The sequence below is a fragment of the Actinocrinis sp. genome, from assembly GCF_035938995.1.
In the GTDB taxonomy this organism is placed as follows: domain Bacteria; phylum Actinomycetota; class Actinomycetes; order Streptomycetales; family Catenulisporaceae; genus DASZGI01.
The window spans coordinates 1-15,302 of record NZ_DASZGI010000159.1 but is presented as its reverse complement, the minus strand read 5'-3'; the positions used below and the strand labels follow the sequence as shown (position 1 = coordinate 15,302).

The following is a 15,302-nucleotide window of genomic DNA, read 5'->3' as shown; positions in this document are numbered from 1 at the left end:
ACGACCGCCCGTCTTAAAGTCAGCCCAAACGCACGACTCGGTCCGGAAGCAGACATCTCGCGCGATGTCATCCCCAGCCAGACATTCCGAGGTTGTCGACCGCCGGGCGCTCCGATCGCCCTTTCGGGCAGATCTCGTCCTCGCCCTTTCGGCTCCGCATCGCCGCAGTTCACCCGGTCGGGTGGACTCAGCGCCGCGCATTCGCCGCCGAACAGTGGCAACGTCACTGGTCCGCCGCACTCGGCCAGCGCCTCGCAGCCCACGTCGGGCGGCTCACGACGCTGACAGGCTAGATCGTCGAGCGCTGCTCCCTACGAGTGAATCAATCTACCGATAGCAGATCGCGGCTTGACGGGCCGGGAACGACGCGCGTGTAATTTCAAGCATGTCGCCCGGTTCCTGACGAGAAGTCAGTGATCTTCGCGGTTCCGGACCGGCGCCCGATGCGGCTCGCCGGTGCGCGGAACCTCGATCCGGTCGACGCCGCGCCGACGACATGAGACGGGAGACGTACCGATGGCTGAGGTCTTCCCGCTGCTCGGCGGCTTCGATGAGGAGCTGACCTGGCAGGAGCGGGCGTTGTGCGCGCAGACGGACCCGGAGTCCTTCTTCCCGGAGAAGGGCGGCTCCACCCGAGAGGCGAAACGGGTCTGCCTCGTGTGCGAAGTGAAGGCCGAATGCCTCGAGTACGCGCTCGGTCACGACGAGCGTTTCGGCATCTGGGGTGGCCTTTCCGAGCGTGAGCGGCGCAAGCTCAAGCGCCGGTCCGCCTGACGCGGAACCAACAGCCGCATATCACGCCTCTGTATCGTACCGCCCGTCGGACGTCGCTGACGCGCATTCACGCCGCCGCACATTCCCTCCTGACTTAGCAGAACGCGATCAACGCAACGCTCTTCAGTCGGCGGACCTAGTTATCCACAGCATGAAACCGGACAATCCCTGACAACTTCTGGGGATCCGTACCCGTCCTCACCCGCGTCGCGTAGGGTTGGGCGGCAACCGCCGCCACCCGGGCACGCTGCCAGCGGACACCCGGGCCAGGTGCGCGGTGCCGAGTACCTGCCGCCGAGACCCGGGTCGTCGCCTCGAATGACACAGCAGTACGCACCACCGGCGCGCCCCCCCGTGCGCGGCGCCGACCCGCGCGCCGCGGGGGCCAACCCGCATGAAGCGCTGCGCCACCACATCGTCACCGCCGTCCTGGTCAGCCACGACGGCGCACGGTGGCTCCCCGACGTGCTCGAGGCGCTCCTGAACCAGCAGCGCCCGGTCCAGCGCGTCATCGCCGTCGACACCGGATCGCGCGACGCCTCGGTCGACCTGCTCGAAACCGCGCTCGGCCCCGACCAAGTGCTGCACCGCAAGCGCTCCACCGGCTACGGCAACGCGATCGCCTTCGGCCTGAAGTCCTCGGCCCCGGTCGGCTACGACGAATTCGGCTACGACAGCCAGCTGGCCCCGGTCGAGTGGATCTGGCTGCTGCACGACGACTCGGCCCCGGCCCCCGACGCCCTCGGCCAGCTCCTGCTCACCGCCGAGGACTTCCCCGACGCGGCCGTGCTCGGCCCCAAGATCCGCGGCTGGTACGACCGGCGCCAGCTGCTCGAGGTCGGCGCCACCGTCGCCGCCAACGGCCGCCGCTGGACCGGCCTCGAACGCAATGAGCACGACCAGGGCCAGCACGACGAGACCCGCCCGGTGCTGTCCGTCAGCTCCGCCGGCATGCTCGTGCGCCGCGACGTGTGGGACCGGCTGCGCGGCTTCGACCGCGGCATCTCCCTCTTCCGCGACGACCTCGACTTCTGCTGGCGGGTCAACAGCGCCGGCTACCAGGTCGTCGTCGCCCCCGACGCGGTCATGTACCACGCCGAGGCGGCCGCCCGCGAGCGCCGCCGGATCAACGCCGGACCCAACCGGGCACACCTGCTCGACCGCAGCCACGCGCTCTACACCGTCGCGGTCAACCGGGGCACCCGGTTCTGGCCCGCCCTCTACCTCCGGCTGCTCCTCGGCACCTTCTTCCGCACGCTCGGCTTCGTCATCGCCAAGTCGCCCGGCACCGCTTCCGACGAGCTATTCTCGCTGCTCTCCTTCGCCGCCCGGCCCGACCGGATCGTGCGCGGCCGCACCGCCCGCCGCAAGATGCGCGCGGTCGACCCGGCCGAGATCGAACAGTTCATGCCGCCGCGTGGCGCGCTGGCCCGCAACGCCTTCGACACGATCTGGACCCAGCTGCGCGGCGACCGGGGCTCCGCCGAGCAGGACGCCTCCCGCCACCGCGCGGTCGAGACCGGTCCGGTCTCCGAAGAGGCCGAGGTCCTGGAGACCGACTCCACCGCGCTCATCAAGCGGCTGATCCGCAACCCGATCGTCGCGGTCGGCGGCGGCCTGACCGTCATCGCCCTGATCGCCTCCCGCTCCATGCTGTTCGGCGGCACCCTGGCCGGCGGCGCCCTGCTGCCCACCCCCAGCGGCTCGGCCGACCTCTGGTCCGCGTACCTGGCCGGCTGGCACGGCGTCGGCCTCGGCACCACCTCCTATGCCCCGCCGTACCTCGCCCTGCTCGCGATGTTGTCCAGCCTGCTGTTCGGAAAGGCCGGGCTGGCCGTCTCGGTCCTGCTGATCGGGTCGGTCCCGCTGGCCGGGCTCAGCGCCTCTTACGCGTTCCGCCGCGTCACCACCTCCGCCCCGCTGCGCATCTGGGCCGGCTATGCGTACGCGCTCCTCGCGGTGGCCACCGGCGCGATCGCCACCGGCCGCCTCGGCACCGCGGTCGCGATCGCCGTCCTGCCGCTGGTCACCACGACGGCCACCGAGACCGTCGGCCACCCCGGACGCTCCGGCTCCACCCGTTCCGCCTGGACCTGCGCGTTCCTGCTCACCATCGCCACCGCCTTCGCCCCCGTCACCTGGGTCCTGGCGCTGATCTTCGCGGCGCTCTCGCTGCTGACGGTCGCCTGGCGCACCCGGTCCAACATCGTCGTGGTCGCCGTCCGCATGGGCATAGTCCTGGCCACCCCGATGGTCGTCCTCGTCCCCTGGTCGCTGTCGCTGCTGCGCCACCCGACTGCGTTCCTCCTCGAAACCGGCCTCGGCGGCACCGCGCTGACCAAGCCCGCGCCCACTCCGATCGGCCTGCTGCTCGGCGACCCGGGCGGCCCCGGCACCTACCCCGCGTGGATCGGCGTGGGCCTGCTGCTCGCCGCGCTGGCCGCCCTGCTGCGCGGCGACCGCCGCCGCGTCGTCATCTCCGCCTGGTCTCTCGCCTTGGTCGGCTTCGGCTCCGCGGTCGTCATCGCGGGCCTGAACGTGACGCCGCCGCAGACCACTCACACCGTCGTGCCGTGGCCCGGCCTGCCCACCGCGATGCTCGGCCTCGGCCTGATCATGGCCACCGTGGTCGGCGCGGAGGGCGCTAAGGAGCGCGTCGCCACCGCCGCGTTCGGCTGGCGCCAGCCCGTCACGGTCCTGATCACCGGCGCGGCCGTGCTCGCCCCCGCCGCCGCCGGGGTCTGGTGGCTGATCCGCGGCGCCGAGGGCCCGGTCGCGCGCGTCTCGACCCAGGTGCTCACCCCGTTCGTGGCGGCTGAGGGCCAGACCGCCGCCCGTCCCCGCACCCTGCTGATCACTCCCGGCGCCGACGGCCTCGTCGACTACGCCGTCGTGCGCGACAGCGGCGCGACCCTCGGCGCCGCCGACCTCACGATCCCGGCCGACCAGACCCGGAAGCTCGACGCGCTCGTCGGCCAGCTGCTGTCCGGCAACGGCGGCGACGCGGCGCAGCAGCTCGCGGTCATGGACGTCGGCTACGTCCTGGTCAGCACCGCCACGCCGGCCGCTGTCCAGCACGCGCTCGGCGGTGTGCCCGGCCTGACGCAGCGTTCTCTGGCTCAGAACAGCGGCCAGCAGTTCAACCTCTGGTCGGTCAACGGGAACGTCGGCCGCGTCACCGTCCAGGACGCCAAGGGCGCCCCCGTCGCGATCTCCTACCAGTGCACCGGTGGTACGCCGCAGGGCGCTGCGGAGGTCTGCTCGGGCGACACTGGCGCGACGGTCACCGTCCCCTCAGGCGCCAGCGGCCGTGTACTGGTCCTCGCCGAGGCCACGCAGTCCGGGTGGACCGCCACCATGGACGGCCAGACACTCTCCGCCGCCCCACAGACGGACGGGTTGCAGGCGTGGAACCTGCCTGCTTCGGCCGGCACTGTGGTGATCGGCTACCACTCGATCAAGCACGACGTGTGGCTGATCATCGGCGCAGTGGCCGCCGCCGCGGCGACCATCATGGCCCTGCCGTTCGGCCGCCGCCCCGATGAGGAGATCGAGGGCGAGGAGGCCGCCGAGCTGGACGCCGCGACCCGGCAGCCCGGCGACCGTCGGCGACCCGAGCGCGAACCGGAACCCGAGCTTCTGCCCGAGCTTGGCGTTGAGCCACAGCCCGAAGAAGAGCCAGTACCGGAACCGCTCCGCGTGCCCGCGCCCATGGCGCATGAGGCAGAGCCGGAGCCAGAGCTGGAGCCCGAGTACACGCAGCACGGATACCAAGAAGCCGAGTACGAGCAGCCGGGCTATGCGCGGTCCGAATACGCGGCCGAGACTGAGTACGCCGCTGAGACCGAATACGCCGCATCCCAGTACCAGCCGGAGTACCAGCAGCAATATCAGCAAGGCGAATATGCTCAGCCGTCCTACGACGGCTACCAGTCCGGCGCGTACGACACCGGCCAGTACTACCAGGCCCAGCCCGCCGCCGACGCCAGCCAATACGCCGGCTACCAGGCAGGGGATTACCAAGCTGCGGACTACCAGGCGGGCGACTACCAGGTGCCCGAATACCCGTCCGGCGACCACCAGCACCAGGCCGCCGATCCTCAGGGCTATGGCGGATATCAGGCCGACTACTACCAGAGCGGCCAATACCCGACCGGCCAGTACTCGGCTGAAGCCGGCGCCCAGCCGTCCTACGAGCAGTACCCGATGACCAACGCCGACCCCTATGCGAGCGGCGACTACCCGTACGCCGTGCCCGAGCCGCGCCAGGCCGAGCAGCCGGCCGAGCCGCAGTACACGCACGAATACGAATACCCGCGTGACTACGAGTACGACCCCGACGGCCAGCGCCGCGGCGAGCAGGACGGATGGAACCGGTGAGCCCCCTCATTAAGGCCTCCGCGCCCGCGAGGCCCGTGTCCCGCCGCCGAACCCAGTTCGCGCTCGGAGTCGGCGTCGCCGTCGTCGCGGGCCTCGGTTACGGATACGGCGTCAAACCCGCCGCCGCGACGCCCGATCAGATCGCCGCGTCCACCATCACCCCTGTGCGCAACACCACGGTCGTCTGCCCGATCGTCAACGGCCAGGCAGATGTGAACGTCAATGCGTTCAGCCCGGCGGGCGGCGGCGCGCCCGCGACCGGCGACACCGCGACGGTCTCCGCGTACAACAACCAGACCCCGGCGGTCACGCTCAAACAGCCAGGCGCCCTCAGCACCGCCAAGAACCTGTCGGGCGACATCGCCAACCTTAGCCAGGACAACGTGCCGGTCGTCGCCCAGGCCACCGGCGCCTACGCCCCCGGCTTCACCCTCACCGAGACGATCGCCAGCACCGGCACCGGTACCCTGCACGGCCTCGCCTCGACCCCGTGCACCGCGCCCGACACCGACTACTGGTACATCGGCGCCGCAGCGGACGCCAAGTCAGCCAAGCTCAACATCTACAACAGCGACCAGATCGCCGCCGAGGTGAATCTGACCGCTTACACCCAGGACGGCCCGGTCGCGAGCGGCGTCATGCAGACCGACCAGGGCCTGCTGGTCCAGCCGGCCGCCCAGTACACACAGCCGATCGACCTGACTGCGCTCGCCACCGGCACCACGCCGCTCGCCGTGCACCTCACCACCACCGCCGGCCGCGTCAGCGCCGCGCTCCTGGACAGCGACAGCAACGGTGGACGCGACTTCATCCTGGCTCAGAAGCCCTCCGCGCGCCTGGTCATCCCGGGCATCCCGGCGCCCAGCAACAACGCGGCGAGCAAGATGAAGCTCCAGCTGACCCTGCTCTCGCCGACCACGGACACCGACGTCACCCTGCACTGGATCGGCGGCTCGACCATCACCCCCGACGTCCAGGTCCCGCATCTGACGGCGGGCAAGGTCCAGCAGGTCGACCTCTCCAATGTGCCGGTCCCGGGCGAGGCGGCGGCCCTGCAGATCGACTCGGCCAACGGGACGCCGATCATCGCCGAGATCCGGGTCGTCGCCGAGGGCGGCAACGATTCGGCCTATCTCAGCCCGGTCCCGGCGCTGACCGGCGAGTCGATCGTGGCCGACGACGCGGACGGCTCCGTGGTCGAGCTCACCAACACGGCGGCCAAGGACGCGCAGGTCAAGGTCACCACCGAGGGCTCCGGAACGCCGAACGCGCAGACCGTCACGGTCCCGGCCGGGTCCACCAAGGCGGTCAAGCTGCAAGCGCCAACCGGAGGAGCGGCCCCGTTCGCCGTTTCCGTCGTGCCTATGGATGGTGCGGCCTCCGTCTACGCCGCACGCATCATGACCGGTGACGGCGGCCTGATCACGATTCAGCCGATGTCCACGGCGCTGGAAACGGTGAACGTCCCGGCCGTCCGCTCCGACCTGTCCGGAGCCGTGCCCCAGCCGTAGTGGCATACGGCGATAGGACGACCTGACCCTGGGCATGCGGCGCGCCGCACGAGAGCCGATCGGCGGCTACTCCGGGTCGACGATCTCCGGATCCAGGCCGAGCAGGTCCGCGACCAGCTCGACCACGATGTCGTGCACCAGCAGGCCCAGGTCGGCCCGCCCCGGCGCACGCACCTCGAGCGGCCGCCGGTAGACCACGATGCGGGCCGGCTCGTCGCGCCCCGCACGCACCACCCGGCCGAGCGGCACCGGCTCGTCCGACAGCAGCTCAGCGCCGGGCGGCGGCACCTCCTCCACCGCGAACTCCACCCCGGCCAGCTGCGGCCACTTGCGCTCCAGCCGCTCCACCGAGTCCAGGACCAGCTCGTCGAACTGCTCCGCCCGGGTCAGGCTCAGCGGGATCTCCGGCGGCGCCAAGGGCCCGCGCAGCCCGCGGCCACGGCGGTCCCGGCCCCGGCGACGGCGCGGCCGCGGACTTCGGCCCGACCGCGGCTCCGCAGAACTGTGCACGGATCGAGGGTAGCCCTCGGGTGCCCGGGAAGCCTACAAGCGGTCTATACCGGCTTTTCGAACAGTGCCGATACCCGTCCCGCCCCTCCGGGCGGATTAGTTGTCCCGCCCCGGACAAGAACGTGCCCTCTCAAGACACAGATTGCGCGTCGTCTGGCAGCGCCAGGGGCCCCGGCAATACACTCGCGCATGTGAGCCCTGTCCGTCGCTGTTCGCGCACCGCCTGTGGTCGCCAGGCCGTGGCGACGTTGACGTACGTTTATGCGGACTCCACCGCCGTTCTCGGGCCGCTCGCGACCTATCCGGAGCCGCACTGTTACGACCTTTGTTCGGAACACTCCGAACGGCTGACCGCCCCACGCGGCTGGCAGGTGGTGCGGCTCTCCCCGCCGGAGACCGGTCGGCGCACCCCCTCGAGCGACGATCTCGAGGCCCTCGCGCTCGCCGTCCGCGAGGCCGCCCGCGCGCCGGTGACCAGCCGGGACTCCGAGCCGCCGCATGCGGTCCCCACCCCGCACGGGGACACCCCGCCGCGCCGCGGCCATCTGCGGGCCGTCACCGAGACAGACGCCTGACCGCGCTCGCGGCGCAGCCGGTAGGCTCGCTCCGACGAGAGTGATGCTGAGTGCGCATCTGGAAGAGACGGAGCCGAAGACCGTGACCGCCCCGCACCCGACCGCAGGTGACCTGACCCATCTGGTCAAGGCGTACGACGTCCGGGGGATCTACCCCGACCAGCTCGACGAGCGCATCGCGGAGGTGATCGGCGCGGCCTTCGTCCGGGTGACCGGCGCCGCCGCCATCACCGTCGGCTGGGACATGCGCCCCTCCTCTCCCGCCCTGTCCGACGCCTTCGCCCGTGGCGCCGCGTCCCAGGGCGCCGACGTCGTCAAGATCGGCCTGGCCTCGACCGACCAGCTCTACTTCGCCTCCGGCCACCTCAACCTGCCCGGCGCGATGTTCACCGCCAGCCACAACCCGGCCAAGTACAACGGCATCAAGATGTGCCGCGCCGGCGCCGCCCCGGTCGGCCAGGACACCGGCCTGGCCGAGATCCGCGACCTGGCCGCCCGCGAGCTCGCCGAGCCCGGCACGGTCTTCACCCCGGCGGCGACTCAGGGCACGATCACCCAGCGCGACCTGCTCACCGCCTACGCCGAGTACATCCGGACGCTGGTCGACATCAGCGCCAACCGCCGCCTCAAGGTGGTCGTGGACGCCGGCAACGGCATGGGCGGCCACACCGTCCCCGTGGTCTTCGAGGGCCTGCCGATCGACCTGGTCGCGCTCTACTTCGAGCTCGACGGCTCGTTCCCCAACCACGAGGCCAACCCGCTGGACCCGAAGAACCTGGTGGACCTGCAGAAGAAGGTCGTCGAGACCGGCGCCGACATCGGCCTGGCCTTCGACGGCGACGCGGACCGCTGCTTCGTGGTGGACGAGCGCGGCGAGCCGGTCCCGCCGTCCGCCGTCACCGCGCTGGTCGCGGTGCGCGAACTGGCCAAGCACCCCGGCGCGACGATCATCCACAACCTGATCACCTCGCACGCCGTCGCCGAGATCGTGCGCGAGCACGGGGGCACCCCTGTGCGCACCCGCGTCGGCCACTCCTTCATCAAGCAGAAGATGGCCGAGACCGGGGCCGTCTTCGGCGGCGAGCACTCCGCGCACTACTACTTCGCGGACTTCTGGAAGGCCGACACCGGCATGCTCGCTGCCATGCACGTGCTGGCCGCGCTCGGCGAGCAGGAAGCGCCGCTGTCAGAGCTCGTCGCCGATTACTCCCGGTACTCCGCGTCCGGCGAGATCAACAGCGAGGTCGCGGACCAGGCCGGGCGCACCGCCGCGGTCCGGGCCGCCTATGCGGACGAGCCCGGCGTCACCATCGACGACCTCGACGGCATGACCGTGCAGGGCGACGGTTGGTGGTTCAACCTGCGCCCGTCAAACACCGAGCCACTGCTCCGGCTCAACATCGAGGCCCGCACGCCCGACGAGGTCGCCGCCGTCCGCGACGCCGTCCTCGCGATCGTGCGTGCGTGAACCGAGACGAACAGGAATAGTCATGGCCACCCTCGTCGAACCGTCGTTGTTGGAGATCCTGGTCTGCCCGAAGTGCCACGCGCCGCTGCGTGAGGACCTCGAGACCAACGAACTCGTCTGCACCGACGAGTCCTGCGCGCTGGCGTACCCGGTCCGCGACCACATCCCCGTGCTACTGATCGACGAGGCGCGCAAGCGGGGCTGAGACGCACCGACATCCAGGCTGCACCGAAAAAAGGGCGCTATGGAACTGCACGAGGACCTGCTGTCTGACGCCGAGGGCGCGGAGCGCGCAGACCACGGCGGCACGCTCCGCCTTACCGCCGCGACCGGCGCACGCATCCGCCGTGCGGCTGCGCTGCGTGAGTTCGAGCCTGAAGCAGAGCGAGCTCTACGCGCGCTCGGTGCTGACGGTCGCCCGCGTGCCTTAGTCATCCTCGGCTATGGCACCGGCGCGACCGTCGCGCAGCTGATCACGGCGGTGGCCGGAGCGGCGGCCGCAGTGCCGATCGTCCCGGTGCCGGGTCCGGCGCTGCCCGGCTGGGTCGGACCGCTCGACTTGGTCCTCGTGGCGTCCACGGCGGGGCGCGCCCCCGAGATCGCCGCGGCGCTGGCCGAGGCAGGCCGGCGGGGCACCCGTGTCGCCGTGGTCGCGCCGCCCGCGTCGGCGATCGGCCGGCTCTGCGAGCAGGTTCGCGGAACGCTGATCCCGATGGACGACGACTCCGCTCCGGTCTGGGCGCGCCTATGGTCGGTCGCGGTCCCGGCGTTGATGGTCGCGGAGACCGCCGGAATCCTGCCGCCCCAGTCCTACGCGGCGGCTGCGTCGGCGGCGGACGAGGCCGCCGTGCGCTTTCGCCCGAGCCAGGAACCGTTCGTGAACCCGGCCAAGGAGATCGCGCTGCGCTTCGGCGAGTGCACGCCCTCCGTGTGGGCCTCCGGGCACGTGGCCGCCGTCGCCGCGGAACGACTCGGCGACCAGACGGCGTTGCGGGCCGGACTCCCGGTCACCCACGCCGCGCTGCCGGCGCTCGGCAGCGGTCTGCTCGGTCTGCTGGACGGTCCGCTCGCGTCAGGCGCCGGCGACATTTTCCGCGATCCGTTCGAGGACGGCGCCGAACAGTCCGCTGCTGTGATCCTGCTCGCCGAGCAGGGCGCCGACCCCCGCCTGAAGGTGGTCGAGTCCCTGGTCCGCGACCGCGGCCTGCTGCTCACGACGGTCACCGCCGAGCAGGAGGACCCGCTGGCCCGCGCTGCTTTTCTGATCGCCCTCGCCGACTTCGCGGCTGCCTACCTGGCGGTACTTGTCGGTGCGAGCCCGGACCAGGGCCGCACCATCGACGAGTACCGGCTGCGCACCGCCCAGTGACGTCGACCGCGCAAGCGCGGCGCAACGCAGGTGACGAACAAAGCACGGATGGTCGCCATACTCGTGTGTTGCGTCAGACCGAGGCGCTACCCTAATGCCCGAAGGGGAGGCTCGGGACGGCTGGGACACAGGGGTACGAAGCGTGGCAGCGAGCGGGGAGATCTCGGTACGGTTCGCCGACGTCGAGGAAGCGGCGGCGGCTGTTCGGCGTACCGCCGCGAACGTGGACATGCTGCTGTCGGATCTTCGGAGCATGCTGCGCCCGATCGCCGCGGAGTGGACCGGCGCCGCGTCCGGCAACTACCAGTACCAGCAGCACATCTGGGACCTCGCGGCCCAGGACCTGCACGCCGTGATGCTGCAGATCGCCGCCGCCCTGGAAAACTCGCACGCCAGCTACACCGAGGCCGAGACGTCGCTGCACCAGCTATGGGGCAACAGCTGACCGTCGGTTGACGCGCCGCGCCCAGAGGGCCGATGCGGCCTTCTAGACTCGGTGGCGTCAGTTCACCGAGGAGGACATGCATGGCGCACACCGACTTCAAGGTCGCGGATCTCTCCCTGGCGGCATTCGGCCGCAAGGAGATCCAGCTGGCCGAACACGAGATGCCGGGGCTGATGGCCGTCCGCCGCGAGTTCGCGGAGGCGCAGCCGCTGCGTGGGGCGCGGATCACCGGATCGCTGCACATGACGGTGCAGACGGCGGTTCTGATCGAGACGCTCGTCGCGCTCGGCGCCCGGGTGCGCTGGGCCTCGTGCAACATCTTCTCCACCCAGGACCACGCCGCCGCGGCTGTGGCGGTCGGCCCGGACGGTACTCCCGACGCGCCGAACGGTGTGCCCGTGTTCGCGTGGAAGGGCGAAACCCTCGAGGAGTACTGGTGGTGCACCGAGAAGGCGCTCACCTGGCCGAACGGCGAGCTGGCGAACATGATCCTCGACGACGGTGGCGACGCGACGCTTTTGGTACACAAGGGCGCCGAGTACGAGGCCGCTGGTAAGGTCCCCGACGCCGCAGCCGACGACTCGGAGGAGTGGACGTTCGTTCTGGCCACCCTTAAGGCGTCCCTGGCTGCCGACGCCAAGAAGTGGACCGCGATCGCCGAAGCCGTGCGCGGGGTGACTGAGGAGACCACCACAGGTGTTCACCGCCTGTACGAGATGTTCGAAGCCGGAACCCTGAAGTTCGCGGCGATCAATGTCAACGACTCGGTGACCAAGTCGAAGTTCGACAACAAGTACGGCTGCCGGCACTCCTTGATCGACGGGATCAACCGCGCCACCGATGTGCTGATCGGCGGCAAGGTCGCGGTCGTCTGCGGCTACGGCGACGTCGGCAAGGGCTGCGCCGAGTCGCTGCGCGGGCAGGGCGCCCGGGTGGTGATCACCGAGATCGACCCGATCTGCGCGCTTCAGGCGGCGATGGACGGCTACCAGGTCGCCACGCTGGACGAGGTGGTCGGCACCGCCGACATCTTCGTCACCGCCACCGGCAACCGGGACATCATCTCGGCCGCGCAGATGGGCCGGATGAAGCACCAGGCGATCGTCGGCAACATCGGCCACTTCGACAACGAGATCGACATGGCCGGGCTCGCCGTGCTGCCCGGCATCGTGCGCACCGAGGTGAAGCCGCAGGTGCACGAATGGCGCTTCCCGGACGGCCACACGATCATCGTCCTGTCCGAGGGGCGTCTGCTGAACCTGGGCAACGCCACCGGCCACCCCAGCTTCGTGATGTCCAACAGCTTCGCGAACCAGGTCCTGGCCCAGATCGAGCTGTACACCAAGCCGGAGCAGTACCCGATCGGCGTGTACCGGCTGCCCAAGCAGCTCGACGAGAAGGTGGCCTGGCTGCACCTGGACGCGCTGGGCGTCAAGCTCACCAAGCTCACCGACCGGCAGGCGGCCTACATCGGCGTCCCGGTCGAAGGCCCCTTCAAGTCCGACCACTACCGCTACTAGGCGGAGGCGGGTAGGTCGGCGAGGCCGCTACAAGGCTCGGCGCCTCCGCTTCGGCGGGGGCGCCTGCCGGGCCACCAGTGCCGGCGCTGGCACCGGCACTGGCATGGGCACGTAGGGCACGCCGCCGAAAACCGCGCCGGTCTCTCGCCGGAACCGCTCGCCGGTCACCGCGACGAGGTACTGATACGCCGGCGTTCCCTCAGGGGGCGTCGGCTTGACGTATGCGGAGAACTGCCGGGCCAGCTCGTTCGCCAGCTCTGCCGCGGCCCGCCGATCGAGCTCGAAGACGCGCGAGATCAGCTGGCGGGCCGCGACGATCAGCCCGGTCGGCACGTTGCCCACGGTCGCGCTCGCGGCCCACGCGGTCAGCATCGGAGGCGGCGGCACCGGGACCGAGCCACGCGAGAGGTCCATGCGCTCCCGGACCACCATCGTTCCCGCGAGCAGGTCGCCGATCCGCTGCCCCCGCTTCGATAGCACGCTCACAACGGCCCCGGGCAGTCCGATCATCAGCACGAACGGCCCCGGCACGTCTCCGAACAGGATCGCCGCGAACAGCGGCAGATTGAGATCGGCGAACATCCCCGCGAGCGCCCGCGCCAACGCGTGCCTGAACCGCTCCGGTCCGCCATCCACGCGCACGACGCGCAGTCCAGCGGCCGCCTTACCAATCGACTTGCCGGTAGACAGCGTCTCGCTGAGGGTCGGGTATCCGATCGTCACGAGCACGAGCGCGATGATCACCAGCGCGTGCATCGCGTCGCCGGTCCCCGAACCCGAGGTCAGCGCCAGAGTCGCCATGATGAAGACCACGAACAGGACCGACTGGATGAGGGCGTCCAACAGCCAGCCCATGAAGCGGCTGGCGAGCCGGGCCGGACGAAGCTCCAGCTCCACGCCTTCGGCGATCACCAGGTCGGCCATGAACCCCCCAAAGCGCTAGGAACGGTGCCCACCGTAGAGACAGTGCCCACCGTAGAGACAGTGCCCACCGTAGAGCAGGGGCCTGGAAGCCGGCGAGGCACGTGCTCTACCGTGAGCGTTGTCATACCGGCAGGCAGGGCGGGGGCGGAATGGACATCGACGCGTTCGTGATGCGGCGCGCGCCCCAATGGAACCGGCTCGACCGGCTGGCCCGCCGCCGGAAACTCACCGTCGAAGAGGTCGACGAACTGCTCGCCCTTCACCAGGCGACCGCCACCGACCTATCCGTCGTACGCACCGCGCTTCCCGATGCAGAGCTGGTCGGCCGACTCTCCGCGACCCTCGCGCTCTCCCGGTCGGCGCTCACCGCTCCGCGCGTGGCGAACTGGCGCAGTATTGCGACGTTCTTCACGGACAAGTTGCCCGCGGCCATCTACCGCTCGCGCTGGTGGTGGGGCACGACCGCGATGCTTTCGATCCTCGCCGCGGTCGTTCTCGGGTGGTGGCTGGTCGCCCATCCGGAAGTACGTAACGCGCTGATCCCGTCCTCCGAGGTGCGACAACTCACCCAACCGGGTGGCGACTTCGAGACGTACTACACCTCGGCACCCGCCCGCGACTTCGCCGCCCAGGTGTGGACCAACAACTTCTGGCTCGCCCTGGAAACCCTATTCTCCGGTGCGCTCCTCGGCATCCCCGTCCTCTTCGTCCTCTGGGAGAACGTCGCGAACCTCGGCGTTGACGGCGCCTACATGGTGGCGGCCGGACGCGGCAACGTCTTCTTCACGCTCATCACGCCGCACGGCCTGCTGGAGATGACCTCGCTGTTCATCGCCGCGGGGATCGGTCTCCGCCTCGGCTGGACCATGATCGACCCCGGACCCCGCACGCGACTAGCCGCCCTCGAGCACGAAGGGCGCACAGCGGCCGTCGTAGGCATCGGCATGGTGCTCACCCTCCTCTGCTCGGGCGTCATCGAGGCATTCGTGACGCCGTCATCGCTCCCCGCCGCAGCAAGGATCGGCATCGGCGTGACAGTCGAAGCGGGCTTCCTCACCTACGTGTTCGTGCGCGGCCGCAACGTCTACAAGCGAGGCGAGGGCGGCGATCTGGACGAGGTGGACCGGATCGACGAGCAGCCTGCAGTCGGCTGAGCGGCGGGTTTCCACGGGCCCTGTAATCGATTGGCGCCGGGCCCGCCTCGTGGTGCATACTCGTTCAGCCCCCGCGCGGGGCCACCTGCGTACCCAACTTCTAAACCACTCGCACGAGTGTTGACGGCCCGGGTCGCGGTGGCTAAGCTAGAGGGGTTGCTGTAAAAAAGGCCCACCAGATCGAAGGCAAAAGGTTCAGCCTATGCCGAGATCGCAAGGTTGGCAAGAGCAATCATAAAGGCGTGGTAGAGTCGATTACGACGAAATCACGTCAACGCGGAGAAGCCGATAAAGCGCTCCGTTTGCGAGACAAGCATCCTGCCGGGGCTCTTTGGGAGCCTGGTTTGTGTGTCTGTTTTTTGAGAACTCAACAGTGTGTCATTTGTTTACGATGCCATGTTTTTTGTTTGGTTTGTTCCGGTTTCGGTCGGGACTGTCAGTGGTCAAGGTTCTTTTTGGAGAGTTTGATCCTGGCTCAGGACGAACGCTGGCGGCGTGCTTAACACATGCAAGTCGAACGGACCGCCCTTCGGGGTGGTGAGTGGCGAACGGGTGAGTAACACGTGGGTAACCTGCCCCAGGCTCTGGGATAACTCCGGGAAACCGGGGCTAATACCGGATACGACTGTCTCCCGCATGGGGGGTGGTGGAAAGGGTTTCTGGTCTGGGATG

The 15,302-nt window shown here is 69.9% G+C and carries 12 protein-coding genes and 1 rRNA gene; 11 read left to right on the top strand and 2 right to left on the bottom strand.

Going from position 1 to position 15,302, the window contains the following annotated elements:
- The first annotated feature begins 516 nt into the window (after positions 1-516).
- From VGZ32_RS11465 to VGZ32_RS11455, 3 genes are all read left to right on the top strand, one after another.
- The gene (locus VGZ32_RS11465) at positions 517-774 is read left to right on the top strand and encodes a WhiB family transcriptional regulator (RefSeq protein ID WP_326885925.1); all 258 of its coding nucleotides are present in this window, start codon (positions 517-519) and stop codon (positions 772-774) included.
- A 318-nt stretch (positions 775-1,092) separates the two neighbouring features.
- Complete coding sequence (locus tag VGZ32_RS11460) at positions 1,093-5,154, top strand: glycosyltransferase (RefSeq protein ID WP_326885924.1); 4,062 nt, start codon at positions 1,093-1,095, stop codon at positions 5,152-5,154.
- Positions 5,151-6,665, top strand: coding sequence for a DUF5719 family protein (locus VGZ32_RS11455; RefSeq protein ID WP_326885923.1), 1,515 nt, complete (start codon positions 5,151-5,153; stop codon positions 6,663-6,665). Before VGZ32_RS11460 ends, VGZ32_RS11455 begins: the two co-directional genes overlap by 4 nt.
- Positions 6,666-6,731: 66 nt before the next feature.
- Here VGZ32_RS11455 and VGZ32_RS11450 read toward each other — a convergent pair whose 3' ends face one another.
- Positions 6,732-7,082: a metallopeptidase family protein gene (locus VGZ32_RS11450; RefSeq protein WP_326885922.1), complete on the bottom strand. Its 351-nt coding sequence runs from the start codon at positions 7,080-7,082 to the stop codon at positions 6,732-6,734.
- Positions 7,083-7,366: 284 nt separating this feature from the next.
- On the opposite strand from VGZ32_RS11450, the gene VGZ32_RS11445 reads away from it, so the two are divergent.
- The 6 genes from VGZ32_RS11445 to ahcY all read left to right on the top strand — a co-directional run bounded on the left by VGZ32_RS11445 (position 7,367) and on the right by ahcY (position 12,552).
- A complete protein-coding gene (locus VGZ32_RS11445; RefSeq protein ID WP_349263566.1) occupies positions 7,367-7,750 on the top strand; it encodes a DUF3499 domain-containing protein in 384 nt (127 codons plus the stop codon).
- Between the two features lie 82 nt (positions 7,751-7,832).
- Entirely contained in the window at positions 7,833-9,218 is a 1,386-nt protein-coding gene (locus VGZ32_RS11440; RefSeq protein WP_326885920.1) for a phosphomannomutase/phosphoglucomutase, read from the top strand.
- A gap of 22 nt (positions 9,219-9,240) precedes the next feature.
- Positions 9,241-9,423, top strand: a complete 183-nt coding sequence (locus VGZ32_RS11435) for a Trm112 family protein (RefSeq protein ID WP_326885919.1) — start codon at positions 9,241-9,243, stop codon at positions 9,421-9,423.
- A gap of 39 nt (positions 9,424-9,462) precedes the next feature.
- Positions 9,463-10,587, top strand: a complete 1,125-nt coding sequence (locus VGZ32_RS11430; protein WP_326885918.1) for an SIS domain-containing protein — start codon at positions 9,463-9,465, stop codon at positions 10,585-10,587.
- 142 nt (positions 10,588-10,729) lie between these two features.
- Positions 10,730-11,032, top strand: coding sequence for a WXG100 family type VII secretion target (locus tag VGZ32_RS11425; protein ID WP_326885917.1), 303 nt, complete (start codon positions 10,730-10,732; stop codon positions 11,030-11,032).
- A gap of 80 nt (positions 11,033-11,112) precedes the next feature.
- Positions 11,113-12,552: an adenosylhomocysteinase gene (gene ahcY, locus VGZ32_RS11420; RefSeq protein ID WP_326885916.1), complete on the top strand. Its 1,440-nt coding sequence runs from the start codon at positions 11,113-11,115 to the stop codon at positions 12,550-12,552.
- A 27-nt stretch (positions 12,553-12,579) separates the two neighbouring features.
- Here ahcY and VGZ32_RS11415 read toward each other — a convergent pair whose 3' ends face one another.
- The gene (locus VGZ32_RS11415) at positions 12,580-13,476 is read right to left on the bottom strand and encodes an RDD family protein (protein ID WP_326885915.1); all 897 of its coding nucleotides are present in this window, start codon (positions 13,474-13,476) and stop codon (positions 12,580-12,582) included.
- Positions 13,477-13,625: 149 nt separating this feature from the next.
- Between VGZ32_RS11415 and VGZ32_RS11410 the strand changes: the two genes are divergently transcribed.
- On the top strand, positions 13,626-14,630 hold the full coding sequence (locus tag VGZ32_RS11410; RefSeq protein WP_326885914.1) for a stage II sporulation protein M: 1,005 nt from the start codon (positions 13,626-13,628) through the stop codon (positions 14,628-14,630).
- 452 nt (positions 14,631-15,082) lie between these two features.
- Positions 15,083-15,302 (top strand): 16S ribosomal RNA (locus tag VGZ32_RS11405); the annotation flags it as partial.

Coding starts and splice junctions, on each gene's coding strand:
- VGZ32_RS11465 (WP_326885925.1), top strand. CDS start 517: ATGGCTGAGGTCTTCCCGCTGCTCGGCGGCTTCGATGAGGAGCTGACC.
- VGZ32_RS11460 (WP_326885924.1), top strand. CDS start 1,093: ATGACACAGCAGTACGCACCACCGGCGCGCCCCCCCGTGCGCGGCGCC.
- VGZ32_RS11435 (WP_326885919.1), top strand. CDS start 9,241: ATGGCCACCCTCGTCGAACCGTCGTTGTTGGAGATCCTGGTCTGCCCG.
- VGZ32_RS11430 (WP_326885918.1), top strand. CDS start 9,463: ATGGAACTGCACGAGGACCTGCTGTCTGACGCCGAGGGCGCGGAGCGC.
- ahcY (WP_326885916.1), top strand. CDS start 11,113: ATGGCGCACACCGACTTCAAGGTCGCGGATCTCTCCCTGGCGGCATTC.
- VGZ32_RS11415 (WP_326885915.1), bottom strand. CDS start 13,476: ATGGCCGACCTGGTGATCGCCGAAGGCGTGGAGCTGGAGCTTCGTCCG.
- VGZ32_RS11410 (WP_326885914.1), top strand. CDS start 13,626: ATGGACATCGACGCGTTCGTGATGCGGCGCGCGCCCCAATGGAACCGG.